The sequence below is a fragment of the Pauljensenia sp. C0170B4 genome, assembly GCF_056590235.1.
Map to the genome: position 1 here is coordinate 24069 of NZ_JBWPVS010000006.1, position 21391 is coordinate 45459.

At 61.7% G+C, this 21391-nt stretch carries 17 protein-coding genes and 1 pseudogene; 13 read left to right on the forward strand and 5 right to left on the reverse strand.

Translation table 11 applies throughout. The features are described 5' to 3' along the window. The first annotated feature begins 142 nt into the window (after positions 1-142). Positions 143-2437 carry a glycoside hydrolase family 3 N-terminal domain-containing protein gene (locus AC1EJ1_RS08545; protein WP_480295699.1) on the forward strand — a complete coding sequence of 765 codons (2295 nt, stop codon included), beginning with the start codon at positions 143-145 and terminating at the stop codon, positions 2435-2437. Between the two features lie 39 nt (positions 2438-2476). Then, positions 2477-4051 carry a glutamine-hydrolyzing GMP synthase gene (gene guaA / locus AC1EJ1_RS08550; protein WP_257525372.1) on the forward strand — a complete coding sequence of 525 codons (1575 nt, stop codon included), beginning with the start codon at positions 2477-2479 and terminating at the stop codon, positions 4049-4051. A 115-nt stretch (positions 4052-4166) separates the two neighbouring features. Here the strand turns inward: guaA and AC1EJ1_RS08555 are convergent, their stop codons facing one another. Next, positions 4167-4988 carry a MerR family transcriptional regulator gene (locus AC1EJ1_RS08555; RefSeq protein ID WP_058236199.1) on the reverse strand — a complete coding sequence of 274 codons (822 nt, stop codon included), beginning with the start codon at positions 4986-4988 and terminating at the stop codon, positions 4167-4169. 78 nt (positions 4989-5066) lie between these two features. Here AC1EJ1_RS08555 and AC1EJ1_RS08560 point away from each other — a divergent pair, with 78 nt between their 5' ends. After that, positions 5067-5387 (forward strand): DMT family transporter, encoded by a 321-nt coding sequence (locus AC1EJ1_RS08560; RefSeq protein ID WP_058236198.1) that lies wholly within the window; start codon positions 5067-5069, stop codon positions 5385-5387. Between the two features lie 970 nt (positions 5388-6357). Here AC1EJ1_RS08560 and AC1EJ1_RS08565 read toward each other — a convergent pair. Further along, complete coding sequence (locus tag AC1EJ1_RS08565) at positions 6358-10815, reverse strand: LPXTG cell wall anchor domain-containing protein (protein WP_480295700.1); 4458 nt, start codon at positions 10813-10815, stop codon at positions 6358-6360. A gap of 853 nt (positions 10816-11668) precedes the next feature. Between AC1EJ1_RS08565 and AC1EJ1_RS08570 the strand changes: the two are divergent. Beyond that, a pseudogene (locus AC1EJ1_RS08570) lies at positions 11669-11923 on the forward strand (GMP synthase (glutamine-hydrolyzing)); the annotation flags it as partial. A gap of 618 nt (positions 11924-12541) precedes the next feature. Here AC1EJ1_RS08570 and AC1EJ1_RS08575 read toward each other — a convergent pair. Then, positions 12542-12988, reverse strand: coding sequence for a helix-turn-helix domain-containing protein (locus AC1EJ1_RS08575; protein ID WP_480295701.1), 447 nt, complete (start codon positions 12986-12988; stop codon positions 12542-12544). A 107-nt stretch (positions 12989-13095) separates the two neighbouring features. On the opposite strand from AC1EJ1_RS08575, the gene AC1EJ1_RS08580 reads away from it, so the two are divergent. Genes AC1EJ1_RS08580 through AC1EJ1_RS08590 form a run of 3 tightly spaced genes read left to right on the forward strand, consistent with a single transcriptional unit; the run spans position 13096 to position 14802 of the window. Further along, on the forward strand, positions 13096-13299 hold the full coding sequence (locus AC1EJ1_RS08580; protein ID WP_006681531.1) for a hypothetical protein: 204 nt from the start codon (positions 13096-13098) through the stop codon (positions 13297-13299). Between the two features lies 1 nt (position 13300). Continuing rightward, a complete protein-coding gene (locus AC1EJ1_RS08585) occupies positions 13301-14371 on the forward strand; it encodes a site-specific integrase (protein WP_006681530.1) in 1071 nt (356 codons plus the stop codon). Between the two features lie 5 nt (positions 14372-14376). Next, positions 14377-14802: a plasmid mobilization protein gene (locus AC1EJ1_RS08590; RefSeq protein WP_006681529.1), complete on the forward strand. Its 426-nt coding sequence runs from the start codon at positions 14377-14379 to the stop codon at positions 14800-14802. A gap of 83 nt (positions 14803-14885) precedes the next feature. On the opposite strand, the gene AC1EJ1_RS08595 is transcribed toward AC1EJ1_RS08590, so the two are convergent. Further along, complete coding sequence (locus AC1EJ1_RS08595; protein ID WP_006681528.1) at positions 14886-15137, reverse strand: hypothetical protein; 252 nt, start codon at positions 15135-15137, stop codon at positions 14886-14888. A 548-nt stretch (positions 15138-15685) separates the two neighbouring features. On the opposite strand from AC1EJ1_RS08595, the gene AC1EJ1_RS08600 reads away from it, so the two are divergent. The 6 genes from AC1EJ1_RS08600 to AC1EJ1_RS08625 all read left to right on the forward strand — a co-directional run bounded on the left by AC1EJ1_RS08600 (position 15686) and on the right by AC1EJ1_RS08625 (position 20436). Beyond that, complete coding sequence (locus AC1EJ1_RS08600) at positions 15686-16057, forward strand: YraN family protein (protein ID WP_006681527.1); 372 nt, start codon at positions 15686-15688, stop codon at positions 16055-16057. 204 nt (positions 16058-16261) lie between these two features. Beyond that, on the forward strand, positions 16262-17026 hold the full coding sequence (locus AC1EJ1_RS08605) for a ParA family protein (protein WP_006681526.1): 765 nt from the start codon (positions 16262-16264) through the stop codon (positions 17024-17026). A gap of 4 nt (positions 17027-17030) precedes the next feature. Beyond that, entirely contained in the window at positions 17031-17969 is a 939-nt protein-coding gene (locus AC1EJ1_RS08610) for a ParB/RepB/Spo0J family partition protein (RefSeq protein WP_480295702.1), read from the forward strand. Between the two features lie 210 nt (positions 17970-18179). Continuing rightward, a complete protein-coding gene (locus AC1EJ1_RS08615; RefSeq protein ID WP_006681524.1) occupies positions 18180-18626 on the forward strand; it encodes a plasmid mobilization protein in 447 nt (148 codons plus the stop codon). After that, positions 18614-19885, forward strand: coding sequence for a relaxase/mobilization nuclease domain-containing protein (locus AC1EJ1_RS08620; RefSeq protein ID WP_006681523.1), 1272 nt, complete (start codon positions 18614-18616; stop codon positions 19883-19885). The genes AC1EJ1_RS08615 and AC1EJ1_RS08620 overlap by 13 nt, the downstream gene beginning before the upstream one ends. Continuing rightward, positions 19882-20436 carry a hypothetical protein gene (locus AC1EJ1_RS08625; protein WP_144744810.1) on the forward strand — a complete coding sequence of 185 codons (555 nt, stop codon included), beginning with the start codon at positions 19882-19884 and terminating at the stop codon, positions 20434-20436. Before AC1EJ1_RS08620 ends, AC1EJ1_RS08625 begins: the two co-directional genes overlap by 4 nt. 205 nt (positions 20437-20641) lie before the next feature. Here the strand turns inward: AC1EJ1_RS08625 and AC1EJ1_RS08630 are convergent, their stop codons facing one another. Continuing rightward, complete coding sequence (locus AC1EJ1_RS08630; protein ID WP_144744811.1) at positions 20642-21373, reverse strand: class B sortase; 732 nt, start codon at positions 21371-21373, stop codon at positions 20642-20644. Positions 21374-21391 lie beyond the last annotated feature (18 nt).

Consider the following 21391-nt stretch of genomic DNA (forward strand, 5'->3'; position numbering starts at 1 on the left):
CGATGACCATGCGTTCAGGTCCGGCAATGGCGGGCTCATAACGCATGATCCAGGACCAGTCCATGCGCATCTGGCCGGGGTCCTTGATGTTCTAATTTACCGACTGTAATATTAGGGTGTTAACTGCCGTGAAAGGACAATGATGACTGACGCTGCTTACCCATTCCAAGATGCTGCTTTGTCGACCACTGAACGCGTCGACGACCTGCTGGGACGCCTGACGGTTGAAGAAAAAGCCGGACAACTGACCCAGTACTTCTACCTCGCTATGGCGTTGAACCAGCAGGACGGCGCGCCCGCTGACGGTGAAGATGCGAATACAGCCCAATGCGCGATGGTGGAAAAAGCGATCAAAGCGGGGCGGGTAGGATCACTCCTGTTCGTCAACGAAGCCTCTGAGACGAACCGGCTGCAGAAACTGGCGATTGAGCACCATCGCTTCGGAATCCCATTGATCTTCGGCTACGACGTCATCCACGGTTTGCGTACCATCTTCCCGGTGCCACTGGCAATGGCAGCAAGCTGGGATCCTGACAGTGCCACGGCCGCCCAGCGTATCGCAGCACGCGAGGCGCGTTCAGTCGGTATTCACTGGGCATTTGCACCGATGGTCGACATTGCACGAGACCCGCGATGGGGACGCATCATTGAAGGCGCAGGTGAAGATCCCTACCTGGGCGGTGCAATGGCTGCCGGACAGGTGGCAGGCTTCCAGGGCAGTGCGGGCGCGGACGGCGCTGTGCCAGGTGACGCCATCCTTGCCGGTCCCAAGCACTTTGCCGGCTACGGTGCGGCTCGCGGCGGCCGCGACTACGAAGACGTGGACCTGTCCGATTCGGAACTTCACAACGTGTATCTGCCTCCCTTCCGTGACGCTGTTGCCGCTGGCGCACGCAACATCATGAGCGCGTACATGGATCTGAACGGCGTGCCTGCCTCGGGCAACAAGTGGTTGCTGACCGACACGCTTCGCGACGAATTCGGCTTCAAGGGGTTCGTTGTGTCTGACGCGAACGCTGTCCACTCGCTCACCGTCCAGCACTTCGCCAAGGACCTGCCCGATGCTGGCTCGCGAGCCGTCAACGCCGGTCTTGATATGGAAATGGCGATGTTCGAGGCCGCATACGAGCACCTGCCCGAAGCGGTAGAGGACGGACGTGTCTCGATGGAGGTGCTGGATGAAGCTGTCCGTCGCGTACTGCGCGCCAAGTTCGACCTCGGCCTGTTTGAACATCCATATGTTGACGAGGGAGACGCTGCCGCAACCCTGTCCACACCTGAGCATCGCGACGCAGCACAGCACGCTGCTGAACGCACATTCGTGCTGTTGAAGAACGAACACTCCACGCTGCCGCTCAAGGCAGACAAGACGTCTTCCATCGCAGTGATCGGTGAGCTGGCCAACGCACGGCGAGACCCACTGGGCCCATGGTGCTTCAAGTACGACACCGATGAAACAGTGACGATCCTGGACGGTATTCGCCAGCGCGCCGGTCAGGATGTGAACGTTGAGTTTGAACCTGGCGCGGGAGTAGGGGAGCGCCTCTATCCCTCGATGTTCGACGATAATGACGCGGTCGTGGATCGCACCCCCGAGGACTGGGATGATGACGCGCACATTGACGCCGCCGTGAAACTTGCTGCACGCAGCGATGTTGCAGTCGTGGTGATCGGCCAGCATCAGAACCAGATCGGTGAGAAGGCCTCCGTGTCCACCTTGGAGCTCCAGGGGCGCCAACTGGAGCAGCTTCAGCGTCTGGCAGAGACGGGAACCCCCCTCGTTGTCCTGTGTATGTCGGCCCGTCCGCTGGACCTGACTTGTGTTGATAGTCATGAGGGCGTCGGTGCGATCATGCAGATCTGGTATCCGGGGACGCGTGCAGGCGCAGCCGTGGCAGCCGCGCTGTTTGGTGATGTCTCGCCTGCCGGTCGTCTGCCGATCACATGGCCACGCAACGTGGGGCAGGTGCCGATGGTCTACAACCACTACCGCACGTTCCAGCCCGAAGGCGCAGGTGAGCGTTACTTCAACGAGCCGAGCACGCCGCTCTACCCGTTCGGATACGGCTTGAGCTACGCGTCATTTGAGTATTCGAATCCGCGTTTGGATCGTGATCAGATCCGCGTCGGTGAGACAGCCACGCTCAGCGTTGACGTCACGAATACCGGGGATGTGGATGCCGACGAGGTTGCCCAGCTGTACATCCACCAGTGCTACGGCACGTCCTCGAGGCCTTTGCGTGAGCTTAAGGGATTCTCACGTGTGAGCATCCCGGCCGGTGAGACTGTGACGGTGACGTTCCCCCTCGGCCCCGATCAACTGCGGTACTGGAGCGCGGTCACGAAGGACTGGCTCCAGGACGCCACGCGCATCGAACTGTATGTGGGTGGTGATTCCAACGCGCCTTTGGCAGGTTCGTTGACGGTGACGCAGTGAGTGTGGCGCATGGGTCGTCCGTACGGCTACGATGAGCCTGTGAGCACTGAAAATCGTCCTGTTCTTGTTGTTGACTTTGGCGCCCAGTACGCGCAGCTGATTGCGCGTCGTGTCCGTGAGACCTCTGCGTACTCGGAGATCGTGCCGCATACGATGCCGGCCGTTGAGATGCTTGCGAAGGATCCGGCTGCGGTGATCCTGTCCGGCGGCCCGTCATCTGTGTACGCGGACAACGCGCCAACGTTTGACACTGAGCTGTTCACGTCAGGCGTCCCAGTGCTCGGCATTTGCTATGGGTTCCAGGTCATGGCGAAGGCTTTGGGCGGCACCGTCGGCAAGACGGGAACGCGCGAATACGGCCATACGTCGCTCACGATTGACGAGGGCGCCTCCAGCGCGCTGCTTGCTGGTACTCCGGCAGAACAGTCCGTGTGGATGAGTCACGGTGATGCGGTGCAGCAGGCGCCGGATGGTTTCACTGTGACGGCCAGCACGCAGGAAACACCTGTTGCCGCGTTCGAGGATCAGTCGCGCCGGCTCTATGGTGTGCAGTGGCACCCTGAGGTGCATCACAGCGAGTTTGGCCAGAAGCTCATTGAGAACTTCATTCACGAGTGTGCGGGTATTGGCACTGATTGGACTCCCGGGTCGATTATTGATGATCAGGTGGCGCGTATTCGTGAGCAGGTGGGCGATGCGCGCGTGATCTGCGGTCTGTCCGGCGGCGTGGATTCCTCGGTTGCTGCCGCGCTGGTGCACAAAGCGGTGGGCGATCAGCTGACGTGTATTTTTGTTGATCACGGGTTGCTGCGTGCGGGTGAGCGTGAGCAGGTCGAGCATGATTACGCGGGCACGATGGGGATCCGCGTGGTGACGGTGGACGAGTCGGAGCGTTTCCTGAATGCTCTGGCTGGCGTGAGCGACCCGGAGCAAAAACGCAAGATCATTGGCCGCGAGTTCATTCGTTCTTTCGAGGCTGCGCAATTGAAACTGGTGCGTGAGGCCGGTGAAGCGGGCGCGGAGATCAAGTTCCTCGTACAGGGCACGCTGTACCCCGACGTTGTTGAATCCGGTGGCGGCGAGGGTGCTGCGAACATCAAGTCGCACCACAATGTCGGTGGACTGCCGGAGGACTTGAACTTTGAGCTGGTGGAGCCGCTGCGCACGCTGTTCAAGGATGAGGTGCGCGCCATTGGCCTGGAACTGGGCGTGCCGGAGAACATTGTGTGGCGTCAGCCGTTCCCCGGTCCTGGCCTGGGAATTCGCATCATTGGTGACGTGACGCGCGAACGCCTGGAGATTCTGCGCGCCGCGGATCTGATTGCCCGCGAGGAGCTGACCGCTGCCGGGCTGGATCGTGAGATCTGGCAGTGTCCGGTGGTGTTGCTGGCGAATGTGCATTCGGTTGGTGTTCAGGGCGATGGCCGCACCTATGGCCATCCGATTGTGCTGCGCCCCGTGTCGTCCGAGGATGCCATGACGGCCGACTGGTCGCGCGTACCGTTCGATGTCCTGGCCCGCATCTCTAACCGCATCACCAACGCGGTGCCCGAGGTCAACCGTGTTGTCCTGGACGTGACCAGCAAGCCGCCGGCAACGATTGAGTGGGAGTAACGGAAGGGCATATTTCTCCAGCTAAGCATGCTAAACCCCTCTGTCGACTTGCGCTTGGCAGAGGGGTTCTTTAAGCCTTTGGAAGCCTCTTGGGGCCATTTCGGCAACCGTCGCGCTAAATCCCAAGCGCCCTCATCTCTATCGAGCAGCGGTACCTGTCCTCCTGGTCCAGCAGCTTGAAGGCCGATATCTCGTAGCGCGGCAGGTCGCCGCGAAGTCCCTGACCGCGCGCGAAGGCGACGAGCGAAGCGTGGGCGCGACCGAGTCCCGAGCAGGGGCCGTCGTAGCTCGCGACCACGTACTCGCCGGCCTCGAGCTCGACGGTCGCGCCGCTATAGGCGGAATCGTCCGGCAGCACGTAGAACAGGTCGTCGTAAGCAACGTCTCGATCAGGAGTGGGCGCTTCCCTGCACACGCCGCCATAGGGTGCGAGCTCTGCCATCAGACCAGCCTCGGCGAGAAGCGCTGCGACTTCCAGGTCACGTCTCACGACCAGGTCGTCAGGATAGGCGCCGAGGCCGACTGCGGCGACGCCGAGCATGGCGATCCTTCGCGCAGGGCGCCTGATGACCCCGATGGACCTGGCATCTATCTCGCATGCTGCTCGGGCCTGCCGGGCGACCTCGTCTATACGCTCGAGGGATTTTCGCAAGCTCGCAATGCGAGCTTCAATCTTGCCGCGTGTGGCATCGAGCGACGTGGCAAGAGCGCGCGCGTCGTCGGTCTCGAGCACACGCTTCACCTCCTGCAACGGCATGCCGGAATCCGCCAGAGCCCTCACCGACAGGAACCGGTAGCGCTGCGATGCCAGGTACAACCTGTAACCGCTCTCCGCAACACGAGCAGGCTTCAGGAGCCCCATCTGGTCGTAGTGGATGAGCGTGTTCTTCGTCGTGCCGCACAGCTCGGCGAACTCGCCGGATTTTAGGAATCTCATTTTCGCCCCTTGACTCTATGGTTACCCGAGAGTTTAGCATAGCTTTTGCTATGGAACATCGAAAGGATTGGGGGTCCCATGTACTACCTCTTTTTGGCGGTCGCCGTCGTCTTTGAATGCGGTGCTACGTTCTACATGAAGCTGTCGGACGGCTTCAGCCAGCTCGGTCCGTCCATCGGCTGCCTGGCGCTCTACGGCCTCTGCTTCGGGTTCTTCTCGAAGGCGCTGCAGGGCATTCCGCTGAGCGTCGCCTACGCGTCGTGGGGCGCACTCGGCATCATCATGGCCACGGGGATATCGGTGTTCGCATTCAAGGAGCCGCTCAATGCCCCGATGATCGCGGGCATTGTCATGTGCGTCGCAGGGGTCCTCGTCGTGAACATCTTCTCTACCCACTAGTCGCAGGCAGGGCATTTCGCCTGAACGTTGCACGAAGGTGCTACACATCGTATCGCGAAGAGCCGAGCGGGGTTCGTCCTTTCGTTGGATCCGTCCGCTTGTTAAGAGCGCCCAAGCCTAAAACGAGTACACGATTCTGCTGATTTGTACTCACCTTTTAAAAATGAGTAATACTCCCCATCACTGACCTGCGGCTGTGACTACTCCCCGAGGGTCTCGTGATCACTCCCCGAGGGCTGAGTACAGAAAGTGTACTCAGTGGTGAGTACAGGTGAGTACACCCTTGGAGCCGCTTCGTGAAAATACTCCCCAATAACGAAACGCCACGAGCGAGCACGCAGCGGCACGGGCGAGCACGAGACGACAAACTGTTAGCGTGTGGAAACTAGCCTTGTGACAGTTGAGTGGGAATAGATCCCGGTCATTTGAAAAGGCATCTTGGCAAATTCGGGGTAACCGGCGAGACATCAAGAATAATATGCGGAAATGGTCTAATCGCTTTAGTCCGGAGGCGCCGGATTATGCGGTGGCAGCGGCCGGCTCTCTCCTTAATCTCTCAGCTCATAAATGATCCGGTTACCCCGTGGGTAAGGCGCGATGCGCTGAACCTTTACCCGTTGAGCTTCCGCGAGTTTTTTCGATGCAACCGGGAACGTCCCTCTGCGGAAGCTACTGGATTCCGAGAACACCGACAGCGTGAAATCGTTTGTGTCAAAACTTACGGCGCTGTTACGCCAATACTACGTGGTCGGGGGCATGCCGGCGGCGGTTGACGCCTTCGCGCAGAATGCGGGACTCGCGGAGGTGCGTATGATTCAAACCGGCATTGTAAGAGGGGTACCAGCGTGATTTCGCGAAGCATGCGCCTTTCGCGCTACCGCCCGGGATGACGGAAGCGTTGGAGTGCGCAACGTGCCACTGTACGCAATGTCGAATACGCGGGAGTGTGGAATCTCTGCTAATGGCAGCGTTAGTTAAGCGCACGTACTTTTCTGGATGCCAAACCTGCACCGGCGGCAGCGGCTAGTCCCAAAGCAAGAATTGCTGACAATCCGCTAGCGCCGGTCTTAGGCATTTTGCGACGCACTCTCTTCACCGCTGTGGAGCCCTCTTCGCCTGGCTCGTTTGGTACCACAGAGCTTTTGGAGACCTTGACGGTTAGCTGGATCGTGTCGTCGTCAGTTGCTACTGCGTCCTTGCCGTCCGGCCACTGGATTGCGTCCCAAGTGAATGAGAATGCTTTTCGCGTGCCAGATTTTGAGGTGGCCATCGCGCTGAATCTACCCTCTACTGTGCCGACAATGGTCAGGTTCGCGTCAACGTCCGCATCTTCGTCAATCATGATTCCAGGGACGGTAATCTTCATCCAACCTTCCGCACCGCCGGCGGCGTCCACAACCTGTTCAAGATCGGAATAAGTCTTGATGGCGGCGGGGTCAGTCAGTGCGAAGACGACGGTTACGGTCTGGGCGTTAGCTGTCACATCTTTGACTGTGAAGCCAGCACCGAAATCGGCAACCCTAACCTGTGTGGCGTCGAGATTGGCCGGCAGGCTCATGCCATCCGGAATAGTGAACGTGGCGACGAACGAGAAGTCTTTCACGTCCAGAGCGATTTCATCGTGATTAACCTCAGGATACAAGGCTTCAATTCCGCCCATCTGTTCATGAATAGGCGTCACTTGCAGGGCACCGGTCAGGTCGAATGTGGAACCTTGAGGCAGGGTAATGACTTCATCATGCTCGGTGTCGGTGCCGACCAGCATGTCGCCGGGCAGCTCGCCAGCTATCGGCGACGGGACTTGCACAGTGAACTGGATAGCCTTGCTGTTGGCGGGTGCCATCACGTCTTTGCCCTCGGGTGTTTGTTCCCCAATCCACTTGAAGAAGAACTCCCGCTGTGTGCCAGCGGCTGAGGTTGCCAGGGCGTTGAATGTGCCAGACACTTCGCCACTTACAGTCAGCTGTGTGCCGCCTGAGACGTCCTTATTCACGGTTACGCCCGGGATCGTCACCTTCATGGTCGAGTCAATCTTGTTGACGGCGTCCTTGAGCTGCTGATAATTCACAATCCCGCTCTTAAGTGTCATGGTCACTGTGACGGTTTTACCCTCCACTGAAACGTCAGAGATAGTGAATGTGTCGGCAAGACCTTCGGCTTTCACCGTATCTTTGGTTAGGTTATCGGGTAAGGTCATGCCGTCCGGAATCGTGAAAGAGGCGGCAAATGTCGAAGCCACATCGCTAAGGTTGATGCTCGACAAGTTTGTGACACCAGGGTATTGGAGCTCAATCGCGTTCATCTGATTCTTGACGACCTCAGAGCCTAGGGTGCCGGTGAAATCAATATTCTCGCCTTGAAAAGCGTCATAAACGTGAGTGTTCTCAGTGTCGTTTCCGACCAGAATGTCGCCAGGCAGTACAGCTTCATAAGGTTTAACCACCAGCAAGGTTTGCTGGATTGTGGAGTCGTCCTTGGCGCGAACGTCCTTGGCCGTATCGGTTTGGTCACCTGTCCAGGTGAAAGTGAATCTATGCAACCTGGGTGCAGGGTTTTCTGCCTGAGCCCTAAAGAGCGCCCTAGCGCTACGAGCAGACACTTTACTGGCTGTCGAGCCTTGCGCGACAGCGTTGAAATTGCCTTTGACAGTTCCGGTTACAGTGATTTCTTGGCCGTTGGTCACCTGTGCGGCGTCCAAGGTTAGACCTTTGACGGTGGCCGTAATCAGGTTTCGATTTCCAGCTCCGGTCGAAAAGACGGCATCCTTTAGCTGCTTGTAGTTTTTGATGCCGGGCTTTAACTTGAAAGTTACGTCCACTGTTTGACCGGTTACGCTAGTGCCTGCAAGCTCGAAGCAATCGCCCAACCCCGCCATCTCAACGGTGGGGTTAGCTGGGATAGCTACGCCATCCGGGAAAGTGATGGACGCGGTGAACGTCGAGCTCAGGCTGGACAATGCAATCTTGTCCGGGGTCTTAGCGTTCTCTGGGAAGACCCCTTCTATGCCCGTCATTTGGTTCTTTATACCGGCGGGATCAACGGCTCCGGTAATCTCGAAGGTGCTCTTCGAGCCCTCCGTGTAAACCCGCTTTATCTTGGTGGTCGCGTCAATCGAGTCAGCCCACATATCGGCGTCAATCGTCAGATCCGCTTTGGTCTCGAGCACTGTTGGGTCAGTTTTCCAAGACAAGTAATACGTGGTGTCAGCCGTAATATCTGGGTTTGCGCCAGGTATCTTGATGCCAAAGAAGCTGGAGTCATCAAACCGGACGCCCGAACCGCCTGCGCCGGCAGCCTTGCTCCAATAAGACTGGTTGGCTAGCAAATACCCCAATTTCTTGGCGTCCGCCTTGGCTGGGGTGATGTCGCCATAAGTCACCTTAGTCAGCAGTGTGCGGAACTTCTGCCCGTATGTAGCTGGCTGTTTCAGGACGGCAATCTCGCCGCCGCTGGCGTCGGTCTCAACAGTAAACTCTTCAGGATTTGTCTTGAATATGCTTGTTTCAGAGAAAATCCCGCCGTTAGCCGAGAAAGCGACCCGGTATTCGTTGTCTTTATATTGGGCGTACAAGTCAATTTGGGTGGTCTCTGCAGCGAATGTTAGCCCAGCGCCCGGTGCGACCTCGTCACCAGAGCCGTCTGGCGCCGTCGTCCACTTTACGAATGTCTTTCCTGCCGGTACAAAGGCGCTGACCTTGGCGGCGACTTCGTCGAAAGCTAGGGCAGTGGCCGTGGTGTCGTTGGGGTCAACATTTTGGATGTACTCTTCACCTGCACCATTGTGGTAAATGACGGTTTTTGCGTCCCATTTCGCATAAACCTCGATGTTGGTATCGAGCTGGGCATTCGCATAATCGAAAGTATGCTCTGCGCCTGCCGCGTCCTTATAGAACCAGCCTAGGAACTTTACGCCGTTAGCGTCAGTTGGTGTGTCGGGGTCAGTGTTACCCGTCACATCGTCGAGTTTGTAGCCGCGAACGGTTGATTTCGCCTTGTCAGCGGTGGTGCCGTCGGCGAAAGACGCATTAGCGTTTTGCAATTTGAAGGTGGCTGTGGCGGCTGGCGCCCAAATGTGCTTTTGCCCGTCTTTGGAGGCCTGCGCTACCGAATAGTTGTACCTGACGCCGTTGGCGTTGATCGGGTTCACGGTATTAATGGTGTTGTCCGCCAGCGTGAATAGCGAAAGCCATTCGTTACCGTTTTGGTCGCCGTTGGTTGGCGTAACGACATCGTGGTTGAAATCGGGGCTATAGGCAATCAAATATGACCCGCCGGTAACCACGTAAGAGCTTCCGGTGCCACGGTTAGCCCCGCCATTGTCAGCAGTGTTATTGCTGGCGTCGGTATTGACCACGCTATTGCCAGTAAAGGTGATCGAGCACGGCCCTGACGACTGCCCAGCGCCATAGGAGGGGTAATACTTCATGTTGGTGGTTTCCAGCACAGAGTTGGTGAATGTCGCCTCGCCAGGCTTGTAGTTGACGTTCAGGCCGCCGTCCGTGCTGTTCTTGATGACTACCTTTGAGTCGGTCACCGATAATTTCGCCGAGACCGTGATGCGTGAGCCATCGGCAGTGAGAGTGGAGCCGTTGACTAGCTCAGACGCGCCCAATAGGGCGAGGGTATTTTTGTAGGCTCTGACTCCTGTAGCTTTGTAAGCATAAAAGTCAGAGTGGTCGAGGTGTACCCCGCCTTTGCCCTTGTCCGGGTCGAAGTAATACCAAACGCCGCGGGTGGTAAGCGAGGAATTCGTCATGTAGAGGCCGGCGTACTGTTCGCTTTTTCCGGGTGTGGCTTGGACGTCCACCGTGCAATTGATGAACCTGGCGTCTGAGTTATAGACAAACCCTCGCCCCAAGCTGTTCTTTGCCGAGATAGTTAAAGCCTCGCGTGAGGTGCCGTTAATTTTGCCTTTTAGGTCGAAGCCGATGGTGTTGCGGTCGAGGATGTAGTTGCCATCGTTAAGCTCAGCGCCAGCCTGGATGGTCAATGCGGTGTTGTAGCCGGTCATTGTGACCGTCTTGCCTGGGGCGCTTAGTTTCGCACCACTTGTGATGGTTAGAAAATTGCCAGAGCCTGTGAATGTGACGTTCTTGTTGATAGCCAGGTCAGTGCCGGACGTGAACGCGCCGACGGTATGTATCGTCCCGCCATCGGATACTAGACCAAGCGCTTTCTCAAGAGTTTTGACGGCGGCGGTTTGACTGCCATCATTGTCGTCTGAGCCCGCTTTGCTATCTACCCAAACCTCAGAAACACCTTGCGGGGAGCGTAATTGCGGTTGGTTGGCGGTAGTGGCTTTCAGCGTTGTCTCAGATGCGGTCGACGAGACTGGGGTTTGGTTTTCTGCTGTTGGGGACGCGGCAGAATCGCCGGCGCTTGGTGTCGGGGTGCTTGACGTCTCGGTGGGTTGAGGAGAAGCAGCCACGACATTTTCCCCTGGTGCGCTGCTAAGGGTTGTCCTCGCGGTAGCGCTTGGCGTGGCATCCTTCGCCCCGGCTTGATCCTCAGCGAAAGCCGCTGCTGGTGTCATAAACAGCGCCAAAATAAGCGACAACGATGCAGCAACGATTCGCTTAGGCATTGCGGCGTTGCTTTGCAATTTTCTTTCCCTAGTCGCACCCATTATTTCCCCCCAGGGTCGTGAGCGGATGGCCATTCGTCGGCCAGAAATAAATACATTCTCACTGAATAATACCGTCTGTTCGGTTAACTAATCTAGGTAGATCAAAAAAGTTCACCCGTTAGTCGAGGGTTCCGAGGCGCAGAGTCTGTCGTATTCCTGGTTTTGTCACGCCATTCACGCTCCGTTGATACCGGGCTGCCGATTAGAAACGTTCCAGCTGTCTCTAGGTGCGTATAAGGATGGTTTTCGAGATTAGCCGACGCCTAGCCAGAGACTCGTTCCACTAACTCGCTGCCCAGGATTACCGGGCTGGTGATGATTGCCAGACGGCGAGAACCCCTTTCGATGAGCCGCCGAGCCCCGAGGTGTCCAGACTCAGTATTGTCTACGTCTACCCATGAGTTAAAGGTTGGGGCTTGGGTAGGTCTGCCGATGAAAACCATAGGAGCATTTTGGAGAGTTTGGATTTGGTGCGGCACCTGGTGATGCAAGGTGACGATTGCGCCATCGACGTGACCCTCATATAGGAAGGGACGTAGTTTAGTGTCCTCGCACCCACGATCAGCGAGCATAAGCAACAACTGCAGATGGGTGTCCTCGAATTCGCGGTTCACTGCGTTGACTATGACTGAGAAGAACAGATCCGAAAATAAGCGAGGTCTGGCAGATGCCCGTCGTGCTGCTGGCGGACGTCCGCTCGGCTGGTGTTCAGGGCGATGGCCGCACCTACGGTCACCCGATCGTCCTTCGTCCGGTTTCGAGCGAGGATGCTATGACCGCCGACTGGTCGCGCCTGCCGTTCGATGTCCTGGCCCGCATCTCCAACCGCATCACCAACGCGGTGCCGGAAGTCAACCGCGTTGTCCTGGACGTGACCAGCAAGCCGCCGGCAACGATTGAGTGGGAGTAGGCCGATAGGGTTCTGACCTGCATTTTTGAGTGCCGCACTGTGCCGCTGAGTTTCGTTTCGTACGAGAGTCATGGCAAAGCCACCAGCGATGTTGGTGAGTAAATGCGATAACCGAGCCTCCGTTCCCGCGTTGGGACGGAGGCTTTTTCTTTGTCGTTTTACTCCCTTTCACCTGCGATTTCGCAATTTACTCCCCCGTGTTTCAAGACGGCAAGGCACGGTGCGGCATTCGGAGGAACGGGAGTAAGGATTCATCCCAAGTGAGTAGACGCGCGATTTTTGTCCCCGAGAACGAATCGGGGCCGTTTTGGGGTCTGTGAAACTCAAATCGAACTCAATGGGCTTTTTGAAGGTCTCCGTATAGCGTTTCCCCAGTTGGTTAATGGGGAGTAAAGAATCTCGCCGTCTCAAGGAAAACGGGAGTAATCAGGGGAAATGCCGCTGCGTACTGCCGCGTACCGCCATGTAAGCCACCGCGTTTTTTACTCCCTATGTACGCCGGAAATGCCTTGGCATGCAATGGGGAGTAAAAACTCAGCAGACGCAGGAGCGGGCGGCGATCACCGCCTAGTCTGGCGTTCTGATTTGGTTGCGTTGATTGCAAAAAGCTAGGAGTCGCTACAGCGAGGCTTTCCAGTCCTCGTACTCGCTGTCGTCGATCTCGCCGTTCTCGAGCTGCGCGCGCTTCTCTGCCCACAGCTCGATTGCCATCGCGGCTTTGGGCGCGTGCGGCGCCATGGGGTTCAGGGAGAGGCCCGAGCCGTCGGCTGCGGGCACGATGCCGAAGGAGTCCTCGAGCCGCACGAGAAGCGACATGAGGTCGCCCGCGGTCTCGACGCCGTAATCCTTGAGGGCGTTGACGGAAACGACGAGCGCCGCGGAGATGGACTCCAGCAGCTCGGGCTTCACCGCGCGGATGCCGCTCTCGTAGTGGCGCACGGCCCCCTCGGTCAAGCCGACCGCCTCGGCGAGCTGCGCCTGAGTCATGCCTCGTAACTTGCGGTACCGCCTTATGTTCTCGCCTACGGACATGCGCCCTCCTCCTGGAATTACGTATTCGCACATCTTATCAGCGTACGCAAATGTACGCAATTCTATTGACAGTACAGATATGTACGTTTACTCTGAATCTGTAAACCGTACGTATATGTACGCTAATGATAGGAGGAGCCATGGACGAGAAGGTGGCGAAGACGCCGAGGCCGCACATGCTGGACGCCGACGAGGTCGCGGAGCTGCTGAGGATCAAGAAAGGCAGCGCCTACGAGGTGATCAGGAAGATAAACGCCGAGCAGGAGGCGCGCGGGCGCGTGGTGATCCGCGGGCGCGTCCGGAGCGACGTCTTCGACGCCCTGTACTTCCCGGAGGTGGACTGACATGCCGGTGTACAAGGACGACAGCAACGGCACGTTCTACGTGCAGTGCTACTACCGCGACGCCCGCGGCTCGAAGCGCCACAAGACGAAGCGCGGCTTCTCCTCCGAGGTGGAGGCCGCCGTGTGGGAAGGCCAGTTCAAGAGCCTTAACGGCGGGGCCATGGACATGACGTTCTCCGAGTTCGTCGAGGTGTACGCCTCAGAGGTGAAGCCGCGCATACGCGAGCACACGTGGATCACCAAGGAGTACATCATCAACGACAAGCTGGTGCCGTTCTTCGGGGACATGCGCATGTGCGACGTGAGGCCGATCGACGTCATCAGGTGGCAAAACGAGCTCACCGAGCACCGGGACGCCGACGGGAAGCCCTGGGCGCCGACGTACCTGCGCACGGTGAACAACCAACTGAACGCCATCTTCAACCACGCAGAGCGCTACTACGGCCTCACCGACAACCCGGTGCGCAGGGTCGACAAGATAGGCTCGAAGAAGGGCGGCGAGATGCAGTTCTGGACCAAGGACGAGTACCTGAGGTTCAGCGAGGCAGTCATGGACAAGCCGCTGTCGTTCCACGCCTTCGAGCTGCTCTACTGGACGGGCATCCGCTGCGGCGAGCTCCTGGCGCTCACTCCGTCCGACTTCATGCTGGAGAGCTCGCGGCTGCGCATCAACAAGTCGTACCAGAGCCTCCACGGCGTGGACACCGTTACCGACCCCAAGACGCCCAAGTCGGTGCGCACAATCGTCATGCCCGCCTTCCTGCGCGACGAGATGGCGGAATTCATAGAGCTCCGCGACGACGTCGCCCCCGACGAGCGCCTGTTCGCCGTGACCAAGCACTTCCTGGCCCACGAGATGGAGCGCGGGTGCAAGGCGTCGGGCGTGAAGCGCATCCGAATACACGACATACGCCACAGCCACGTGAGCCTGCTGATCGAGATGGGCTTCTCCGCGCTGGCCATCGCCGAGCGCATGGGCCACGAGGCGGTTGACATCACCTACCGATACGCGCACCTGTTCCCCACGAAGCAGGACGAGATGGCCGCCGCGCTCGACGGAGCGAGGGGGTAAGAAGGATGCCGTGCGAGAACAGCGCCCGCAAGCGCAGCAAGACGATGGCGTTCCGCTGCACGCCCGAGGAGCACAAGCTCATATGCGAGATGGCAGCTTGGAGCGGTATGAGCAGGCAGGACTACATCATCGCCAAGCTCACCGATACCCAGGTCGAGATGAGGCCCTCCGTGAGCGTTCAGAAGGCGCTGAGGGGCTCGATGGCGGAGTTGGCCAAGGAAGTACGGCTGGCGGTCTCCTACGGCGAGCTGAGCGATTCCCTGCAGCAGAGAGTCGAGCTCGTGATGAGGTTCTTCCTGGCACTCGGCGAGGGGGTTGACGATTCAGCGCCTGAACAGTTGCAGCGGGTCGCACCCCTGGAAGAGCCAGCGACAGCCGTAATGGATGCAGAATCCAACACCGCAAGCATCTTCGGAATGGGACGCGGTTAACACTCGTCTAAACGTAGACCTAGGGCTGCGATTCTTTAGTGCGATGATCGCAAAGCAAATAGTTAATCTTCCGGGAAAGGAAGTTAAGCGGTTCGCTCCTCGGCGTAGAGGATCTCGTTCTGCGCCTCCAGGATGCGCGCGGCGTCGCCGATGCGCTCGGCGCACCTCTCGCTTATCGACCTCAGGGCCAGGATTCCCTCGACGTCGAGCGGGTCCAGCTGGTCGGCGTGTGCCAGGGACTCGAGCAACTGGTCCAGGCCCCTCGCCAGCCTCCCGGCATCGCACACGGCATCAATCAGCTCCATGCGCTCCAACTTCTCTTCGTAACCCAACATCAGCTCGACTCCTTCTCTCAACGGACGTGTCGCGCAGCACCGTAGCCGTTCCATGTGGAGAGCCATCTCGCCGCCAGCGATCTCGTGCGCATATCGTCCGCAAGCGGCGCGGGAAAGCCGTCCGTCCCGATTCATGCTGCGGCACTTCAACCTGAGGTTACGCCGCCGTCCCCGCCACGACGTCGTCGTCAATCCCCGCAGGAGCCCAGCAACCGCCGACGGGCCGCATCCCACGCCCGGAGGGTCTCGGCGCCCACGCCGGATTCCATGCCGCACGCCTGCGCCCCTTTGATCCGAATACCCGCCCTGGCGCTCCTTGGACGCGCAGGGTCGCACGCCGGCGGGCGGCCAGCAAGGGTCGCGACACTTTTTCGGGTTCTTCGCCCCATGCGCTCCGCGCGCGAACAACGCGAAAAACTGCCGTCGGGAGATTTCTATATCCACGCCCGACTTCGCTTCCTCCCTTGCAGGCGCGCCCGCGCTGCATGCGACTCACGCGACGCAAGGCACGCCACAGGGGCGGGCCTTAAGAGTCTAAGGAGCAAGACATGAACGACATGAAGGAAAAGGCGATGGGCGCGGTCAAGGCCTTCCTCGAGCGCAAGGGCTACGAGATCGTCGACGAGGCCTGGCAGGGGCCCGAGGGCATCGGCGGGATCGACCTCGTGGCGGTGGACGAGGACGGGACCCTGGTGTTCGTCGACGCCACGGTCCGCATCGGGACGGACGGATTCCCCGAGGCCCACAGGGCGCGCGGGCTGCGCGAGGCGCTGGCGGCGACGTGGCTCTCCGGCAACGGCGACGACTACGCCGACACCCCGGTCCGCTTCGACGAGGTGGCGATGATGGTCGTCAAGGAGAACCGAGCGCTCCTGCGCCACCACGTCAACTGCTTCGGCGAGATGGAGCCGCTCTCCTAGGCGGCGCGCCCGGTCCCGGGCTCCCGGGGCCGGGCTTTTCCCGAATCCGGCCCCTGTACCACGAAAGCGTACATATCCGTACGTTTTCGTGGTACACTCCGCTTGTCGGACAAATCCGTACGGTTTTGTCCCGACGCTCCGAGACTCGGGGCGCGCCGGACCTGATGCGGCGAGGCGCGCCCCACACTAGAGAGGACGCGACCCATGCGCACGATAGCCATTTCCAACTACAAGGGCGGCGTCGGCAAGACGACGACCGCCGTGAACCTGGCGGCGATCTTCGCCGCCCGGGGCCTTCGGACCCTGCTCGTCGATCTCGACCCGCAGGCGTCTGCCACGGACTTCTTCGGCCTCTACGACCGGGCGGCCTCCGAGCGCCGCACCTCGGTCGAGCTGCTCTACGGCGGCGCCCCCGTGGAGGAGGTCGCCTACGCCGCCGGGGAGGGCCTCGACGTGGTGGCCTCGACCATCGACCTCGTCGACCAGAACGAGATGCTCCTGCGCGAGCAGCGACTCAAGTTCGCCCTCGACGACGCCTCGGGCTCCTACGACGTTTGCCTCATCGACTGCAGCCCCGTGATGCGCAGGCTCGCCTTCAACGCCTACCTCGCCGCGGCGGAGGGCGGCATGGTCGTCATCCCCGTCAAGCTCGACTCCACCGTGATGCGCGGCACGGCGCTCACCGTGGAGGCGACGCGCTCCATCGCGGACGCCCTGCGCATGCCCACGCCCAGATGGAAGATACTGCGCACCTGCGTGCCCGGCCGCATGACCAACGCCGAGGCCACGGGCGCGGCCGTGCTCGACGGCTTCTTCCCTGGCGAGCAGTTCGAGACGGTCATCCACGCGAGCAGCAAGGTCTGCGAGGGCAGCTGGCAGTGGAAGCCGGTGGCCGCCTTCGAGCCGGGGAGCCGCCCCGCGCGCGACTACGAGGCGCTCGCAGACGAGGTGTCCCGTGAGCTCGCCTAGCCAGGTGGCCGCGGGCTTCACTATCACGGGGCTCCTCGACGGCGCGTCGCGCACCCGCGGGCGCTACCCGGTGTCCGAAATCGCGGTGGCCGACATCGCCGACCACCCGGCGAACGCCGCCTACTCCATGGACCCGGCTGGCATAGCCGAGCTCGCCGAGTCCATACGCGAGGACGGCCTCACCGACCTGCCGCTCGTGCGAAAGGTCGGCGACGGCTCGTGGCAGATGGTCTCCGGGCACCGGCGCAAGGCCGCCTACGCGCTGCTCGCCAAGGACGACCCCGCCTACGAGAAGATGCCCTGCCGCGTGATAGAGGGCATCGACGACGAGCGGGCGGTGACGCTGCTCCACGCCGCGAACTACTTCACCCGCGCCCTCACCGTGACCGAGCGCGCCGCAGCGACGGAGGCGCTCAGGGGCGACGCCGTGCGCCTGCGCTCCGAGGACCCGTCGCTTTCCGGCATGCGCGTCGACGACGTGAAGGCCGCCATCATCGAGCGGCAGACGGGCCGCAAGGTCTCCGGCAAGACCATCGCGCGCGAGGAGAGGCTGGCCCGCCGGATCGCCGAGGACCTCTCGCCCGAGTGGGCCGCCGAGGCCGACCGCGGCAACCTCAGCGCCGAGGCGGTGCGCTCGCTCGCGGGCATGTCGAAGGAGCGCCAGGCGGAGATGCACGCCGCCATGGAGCCCTGGCGGCGCACCAAGCGGGAGCTCTCCGACTACGTGAGGAGCGAGGGCAAGACGCAGGCCGGCCCCGACGGGCGCATCGCGAAGGCCGCGAGGCTCGTCGCCGACTTCCTTGAGAGCCCGCCCGAGAGCCCGAGCGCGGCCGACCTCTCGCTGCTGCGCGAGATGGCGATCATGACCGCGCCCTACGCGGAGGCGGGCGGAGGAGCCCAGAAGGTTCGAAGAAGGGCCTCAGGTTCGAAATCCAGCAAGTAGCCTATGGCGTCCGACATCGCGTCGGGCGTCCATAGCACTTGGGGACCGGGCGGCCTCGGACCCGTCATGCCGCGGGCCGTTGGGGAGCCCGCTTACGCGAGGCCCGGTCCCAGAGGCGGCGCCCGAGCCGGGCTGCCGCCTGCGGGGGATCCCCCGCGCCCCTAGAGAGACGCGCCCGCCGCGCGGCGGGCCCGAGGAAAGGAATCCGCCATGGAAGAGGAAGCCGGCGCCGCCAAAGGCAAGGAGCGCCGCGTCACGTTCCGCATGGAGGGAGACGACTACGACGCGCTCTGCGAGCGGTGCGAGCGCGCGGGCCTAAGCAAGTCGGAGTACCTGCGCTACCTCGTGCGCATACCGCTGGCGACGGAGGCGAACGCGGGAGACGAGCATCGCATACTCGTCGACCGGAAGGCCCTGTGGGCGATGTCGCGCGAGCTCACGAAGTGGGGCTACCACTACAACCAGGCCGTGCACGCGATGAACCTCATCAACTTCCATGCGCGCCACGGGCACGTCGACCGGGACCTCGTCGCGGAGAGCATCCCGACGATCGAGCGAGAGCTCGCCGACGTGAACGCCGCGGCCCGCGAGATGGCGGCCGAGCTCGGGCGCATCGGGGCCGACTCGCTCGTGGAGGGCTCGCCATGCCGATCCTGAAGCCGATAAGCGGCCACGGCTCGACGGGCGGAATCCGCCGCTACCTCGAGAAGGGAGGCCGCGCCCTGGCGCGCGACCTGTTCAACCTGAGCTACGACGAGCGCGACGGCGGAGCGCTGGGAGACGAGGCCAAGGAGGCCTGCGCCTGGGACGCCGAGATGGACGCCACGCGCGCCGCCTTCGGCACGGACGCCCCCTGGAGGGGAAAGCCCGCGCGGACGTTCAAGCACTTCGTGCTCTCGCCGGACCCCGGCGACGACATCGACCTGGCGGCGCTGCGCGAGCTCGCGTGCTCGTGGGCTCTCAAGCACTTCGGCGACCACGAGATCGCCATCGTGTACCACGACGACAACGCCCGCGGCATACCGCACGCGCACATCGTCGTGAACAACGCGAATCTCCGCACCGGCTACCGCATGCAGACCCAGCACCCCGAGGACCTCAACCGCGACCTTCAGGACATGGCGCGCGAGCGCGGGCTGTCGGGGCTCTCCAACGACCGAGCTCCCGAATCCCCCTCGAGGGCGCGCGGGCATGCCGGCGCGGGCGGGCCCAGGAGCCGCAGGAGCGTCTACCTGGGCCGTGCCGAGAAGGAGATCATGCGCTCGGGCGGCTACTCGTGGGTCGGCGACATCCGCGCTCGAGTCGCGCTCGCCAAGACCACGGCGCGCGACGAGGCGGAGTTCCTCGGTATCCTCGACGCCCTGGGCGTGCACGTCGCCGACAACTCGGCCAAGGCGAGGCGGGACGACTGGGTGTTCAGCTTGGCCGAGGAGCCGTCCAAGAAGGTCAGCGGCGAGCGGCTGGGATTCGTCTACGGCAAGGAGATGCTGCGCCGCCGCTTCGAGCGCGAGGGGGCCTACCGCCCCACGGACGCGAGCGCCGCGCGCATCCGCGAGGCCGCCGAGCGAGCCCTCGAGCTCAACGACCTCTCGGAGCTGAGCAGGCTCTCCTCGGCGCTCGAGACCTGCGCGAAGTTCGACGTCGAGTCCATCGAGGAGTTCGGTCTCAGGATGTCGACGCTCGAGCGGCGCGGCCAGGCGGGCGGCGAGGGGTACCGCCGCCTCGAGGCCGCCCGCGCCTACATGGCAGAGAACGGGCTCATGCCCCTCAAGACCCGATACGGGAATGATGGCGGGCGCGGTGCGGCCGAGGGGAGCTTGCGCGACGGGCGCCGCGGGGACGAGCAGCAGCGCATACTCGCCGCCGAGCGGCAGCGGGCCCAGCAGGACCAGCGCAGGGAGAGGGGCCGGAGATGATGGTGAGGATAGAGTACGAGGGCGGCAGGACGACGCTGTTCGACACGCTCTCGTTCACGGAGGGGTCGCCGTTCTCCGGCGCGAACATGCTCACGGAGTTCGAGCTCGAGATGCGGGAGGAGCCCGAGAAGGGGCTCTGGCTCACGGCGAACTGGCACCAGGTGCGCGACGACTGGCGCGCCGACGCGCCCGCGGACGGCATCCCGGCGGCGCGCAGGTCCCGCGGCTGGCGCTTCATGCTGGCCTCGGAGGCCGAGCTGGGGCGCGCCCGCCGCGTCCTGCTCGACGGGGACGAGGCGTTCGCCCGGGTGCGGGGGTACCTGTGCGACGCGGCAGCGATCGGCGCCTGCTACCGCGAGTACGTGGGCCCTCCCTCAAAACCGCTGAAGTCGCAGATAAGGGACCTGCAGCGCGCTCTGGGGAGGGCGGAGGTCCCGGGCGTGCCCGACGAGCTGGCGAGGCTGCTCGCGCAAGAGAAGGAAGAGGGCGCCGAAAAGGGCGCCCGCAAGGTCAAGGAAGATTGGGGTGACGTCGATGAAGAGGCTTGGTAGGTTCCTCATGGCGGCGCTTAAGGTCACGCTGGGCTTTTTCGTCTGGCTGTTCCGCGCCGTGTTCAAGTGGGTGATGTGAGAAGAGGCGGGCAATTGCCCGCCTCTTTCCGTTGTGCGATTTCGATTTCCCACGGCTAGTCCCGGTCGTCGTCGCCGGCTGCGCAGCAGGCGTAGGCCGTGAGCGTGAGGAGCCCCATGAGGATCCCTATTCCGAAGGGCGCGAATCCCATGCTTCCACCTCCTTCGCGTAGACCACGGTGCGGGAGTTGCTCGTCTGGTAGCTGCACGTCACGAAGGCCCAGGCATGCGCGGCGTCCGAAGGCTCTTCCAGGACGACCTCGCAGCGGGACAATTTGTCCCCGAGGTAGGCGTCGAGCTCCGCAGCGCCGGCGAAGTCGGTCCGCTTGCCCTCCGAGCTCGCGTCGACCACGTCGGCCGCGAAGACCTCGAGCTCGATCTCCTTCTCGCGGGTGTAGACCCGGATGGTGCGGTGCCCCTCGGCGAAACCGCGCGACGAGTACTGCGCGAGCGGCGCGAACATGGTGCCGTCGGACATGTGGTGCCCGTAGACGATGACGAGCGGGCTCTCGGCTCCCTGCGCGCAGCCTGCGTCGATGTAGGGAGCGCCCCATGCGGAGCGCTCGCCGCCGGCGTCGTGCGTAAGGTAGAAGTCGGGCGATTCGGGCCAACCCTGGACGATCGGGTAGTCGACGGTCGTGCCCGGCACGCGCACCCATGCGACGACGGAGGCGGGAAGGGCGTCCCAGTCGATTCCGCCTCGCGCCTCTTGCGCCCCCATCGCCGCGTCCTCTTCCGCAGCGGGCACCTCGTGCACCACGTACGGGTTCCTCTCGGGCTGCGGCAGGGCGGCGAGCGCCGCCAGCGCCAGCAACGCCACTGCGACGGCGAGCGCCGTGGCGGCTTTCCCTTTGTTCATGTCCTCCCCCGTTCGCAG

Bases quoted from the DNA above. Each gene is read 5' to 3' on its own strand.
- AC1EJ1_RS08625 (WP_144744810.1), top strand. From the start codon at position 19,882: ATGATGGTGAGGATAGAGTACGAGGGCGGCAGGACGACGCTGTTCGAC.
- AC1EJ1_RS08580 (WP_006681531.1), top strand. From the start codon at position 13,096: ATGGACGAGAAGGTGGCGAAGACGCCGAGGCCGCACATGCTGGACGCC.
- AC1EJ1_RS08590 (WP_006681529.1), top strand. From the start codon at position 14,377: ATGCCGTGCGAGAACAGCGCCCGCAAGCGCAGCAAGACGATGGCGTTC.
- AC1EJ1_RS08575 (WP_480295701.1), bottom strand. From the start codon at position 12,988: ATGTGCGAATACGTAATTCCAGGAGGAGGGCGCATGTCCGTAGGCGAG.
- AC1EJ1_RS08560 (WP_058236198.1), top strand. From the start codon at position 5,067: ATGTACTACCTCTTTTTGGCGGTCGCCGTCGTCTTTGAATGCGGTGCT.
- AC1EJ1_RS08620 (WP_006681523.1), top strand. From the start codon at position 18,614: ATGCCGATCCTGAAGCCGATAAGCGGCCACGGCTCGACGGGCGGAATC.
- AC1EJ1_RS08600 (WP_006681527.1), top strand. From the start codon at position 15,686: ATGAACGACATGAAGGAAAAGGCGATGGGCGCGGTCAAGGCCTTCCTC.
- AC1EJ1_RS08545 (WP_480295699.1), top strand. From the start codon at position 143: ATGACTGACGCTGCTTACCCATTCCAAGATGCTGCTTTGTCGACCACT.
- AC1EJ1_RS08615 (WP_006681524.1), top strand. From the start codon at position 18,180: ATGGAAGAGGAAGCCGGCGCCGCCAAAGGCAAGGAGCGCCGCGTCACG.
- AC1EJ1_RS08595 (WP_006681528.1), bottom strand. From the start codon at position 15,137: ATGTTGGGTTACGAAGAGAAGTTGGAGCGCATGGAGCTGATTGATGCC.
- AC1EJ1_RS08555 (WP_058236199.1), bottom strand. From the start codon at position 4,988: ATGAGATTCCTAAAATCCGGCGAGTTCGCCGAGCTGTGCGGCACGACG.
- AC1EJ1_RS08630 (WP_144744811.1), bottom strand. From the start codon at position 21,373: ATGAACAAAGGGAAAGCCGCCACGGCGCTCGCCGTCGCAGTGGCGTTG.
- AC1EJ1_RS08585 (WP_006681530.1), top strand. From the start codon at position 13,301: ATGCCGGTGTACAAGGACGACAGCAACGGCACGTTCTACGTGCAGTGC.
- AC1EJ1_RS08605 (WP_006681526.1), top strand. From the start codon at position 16,262: ATGCGCACGATAGCCATTTCCAACTACAAGGGCGGCGTCGGCAAGACG.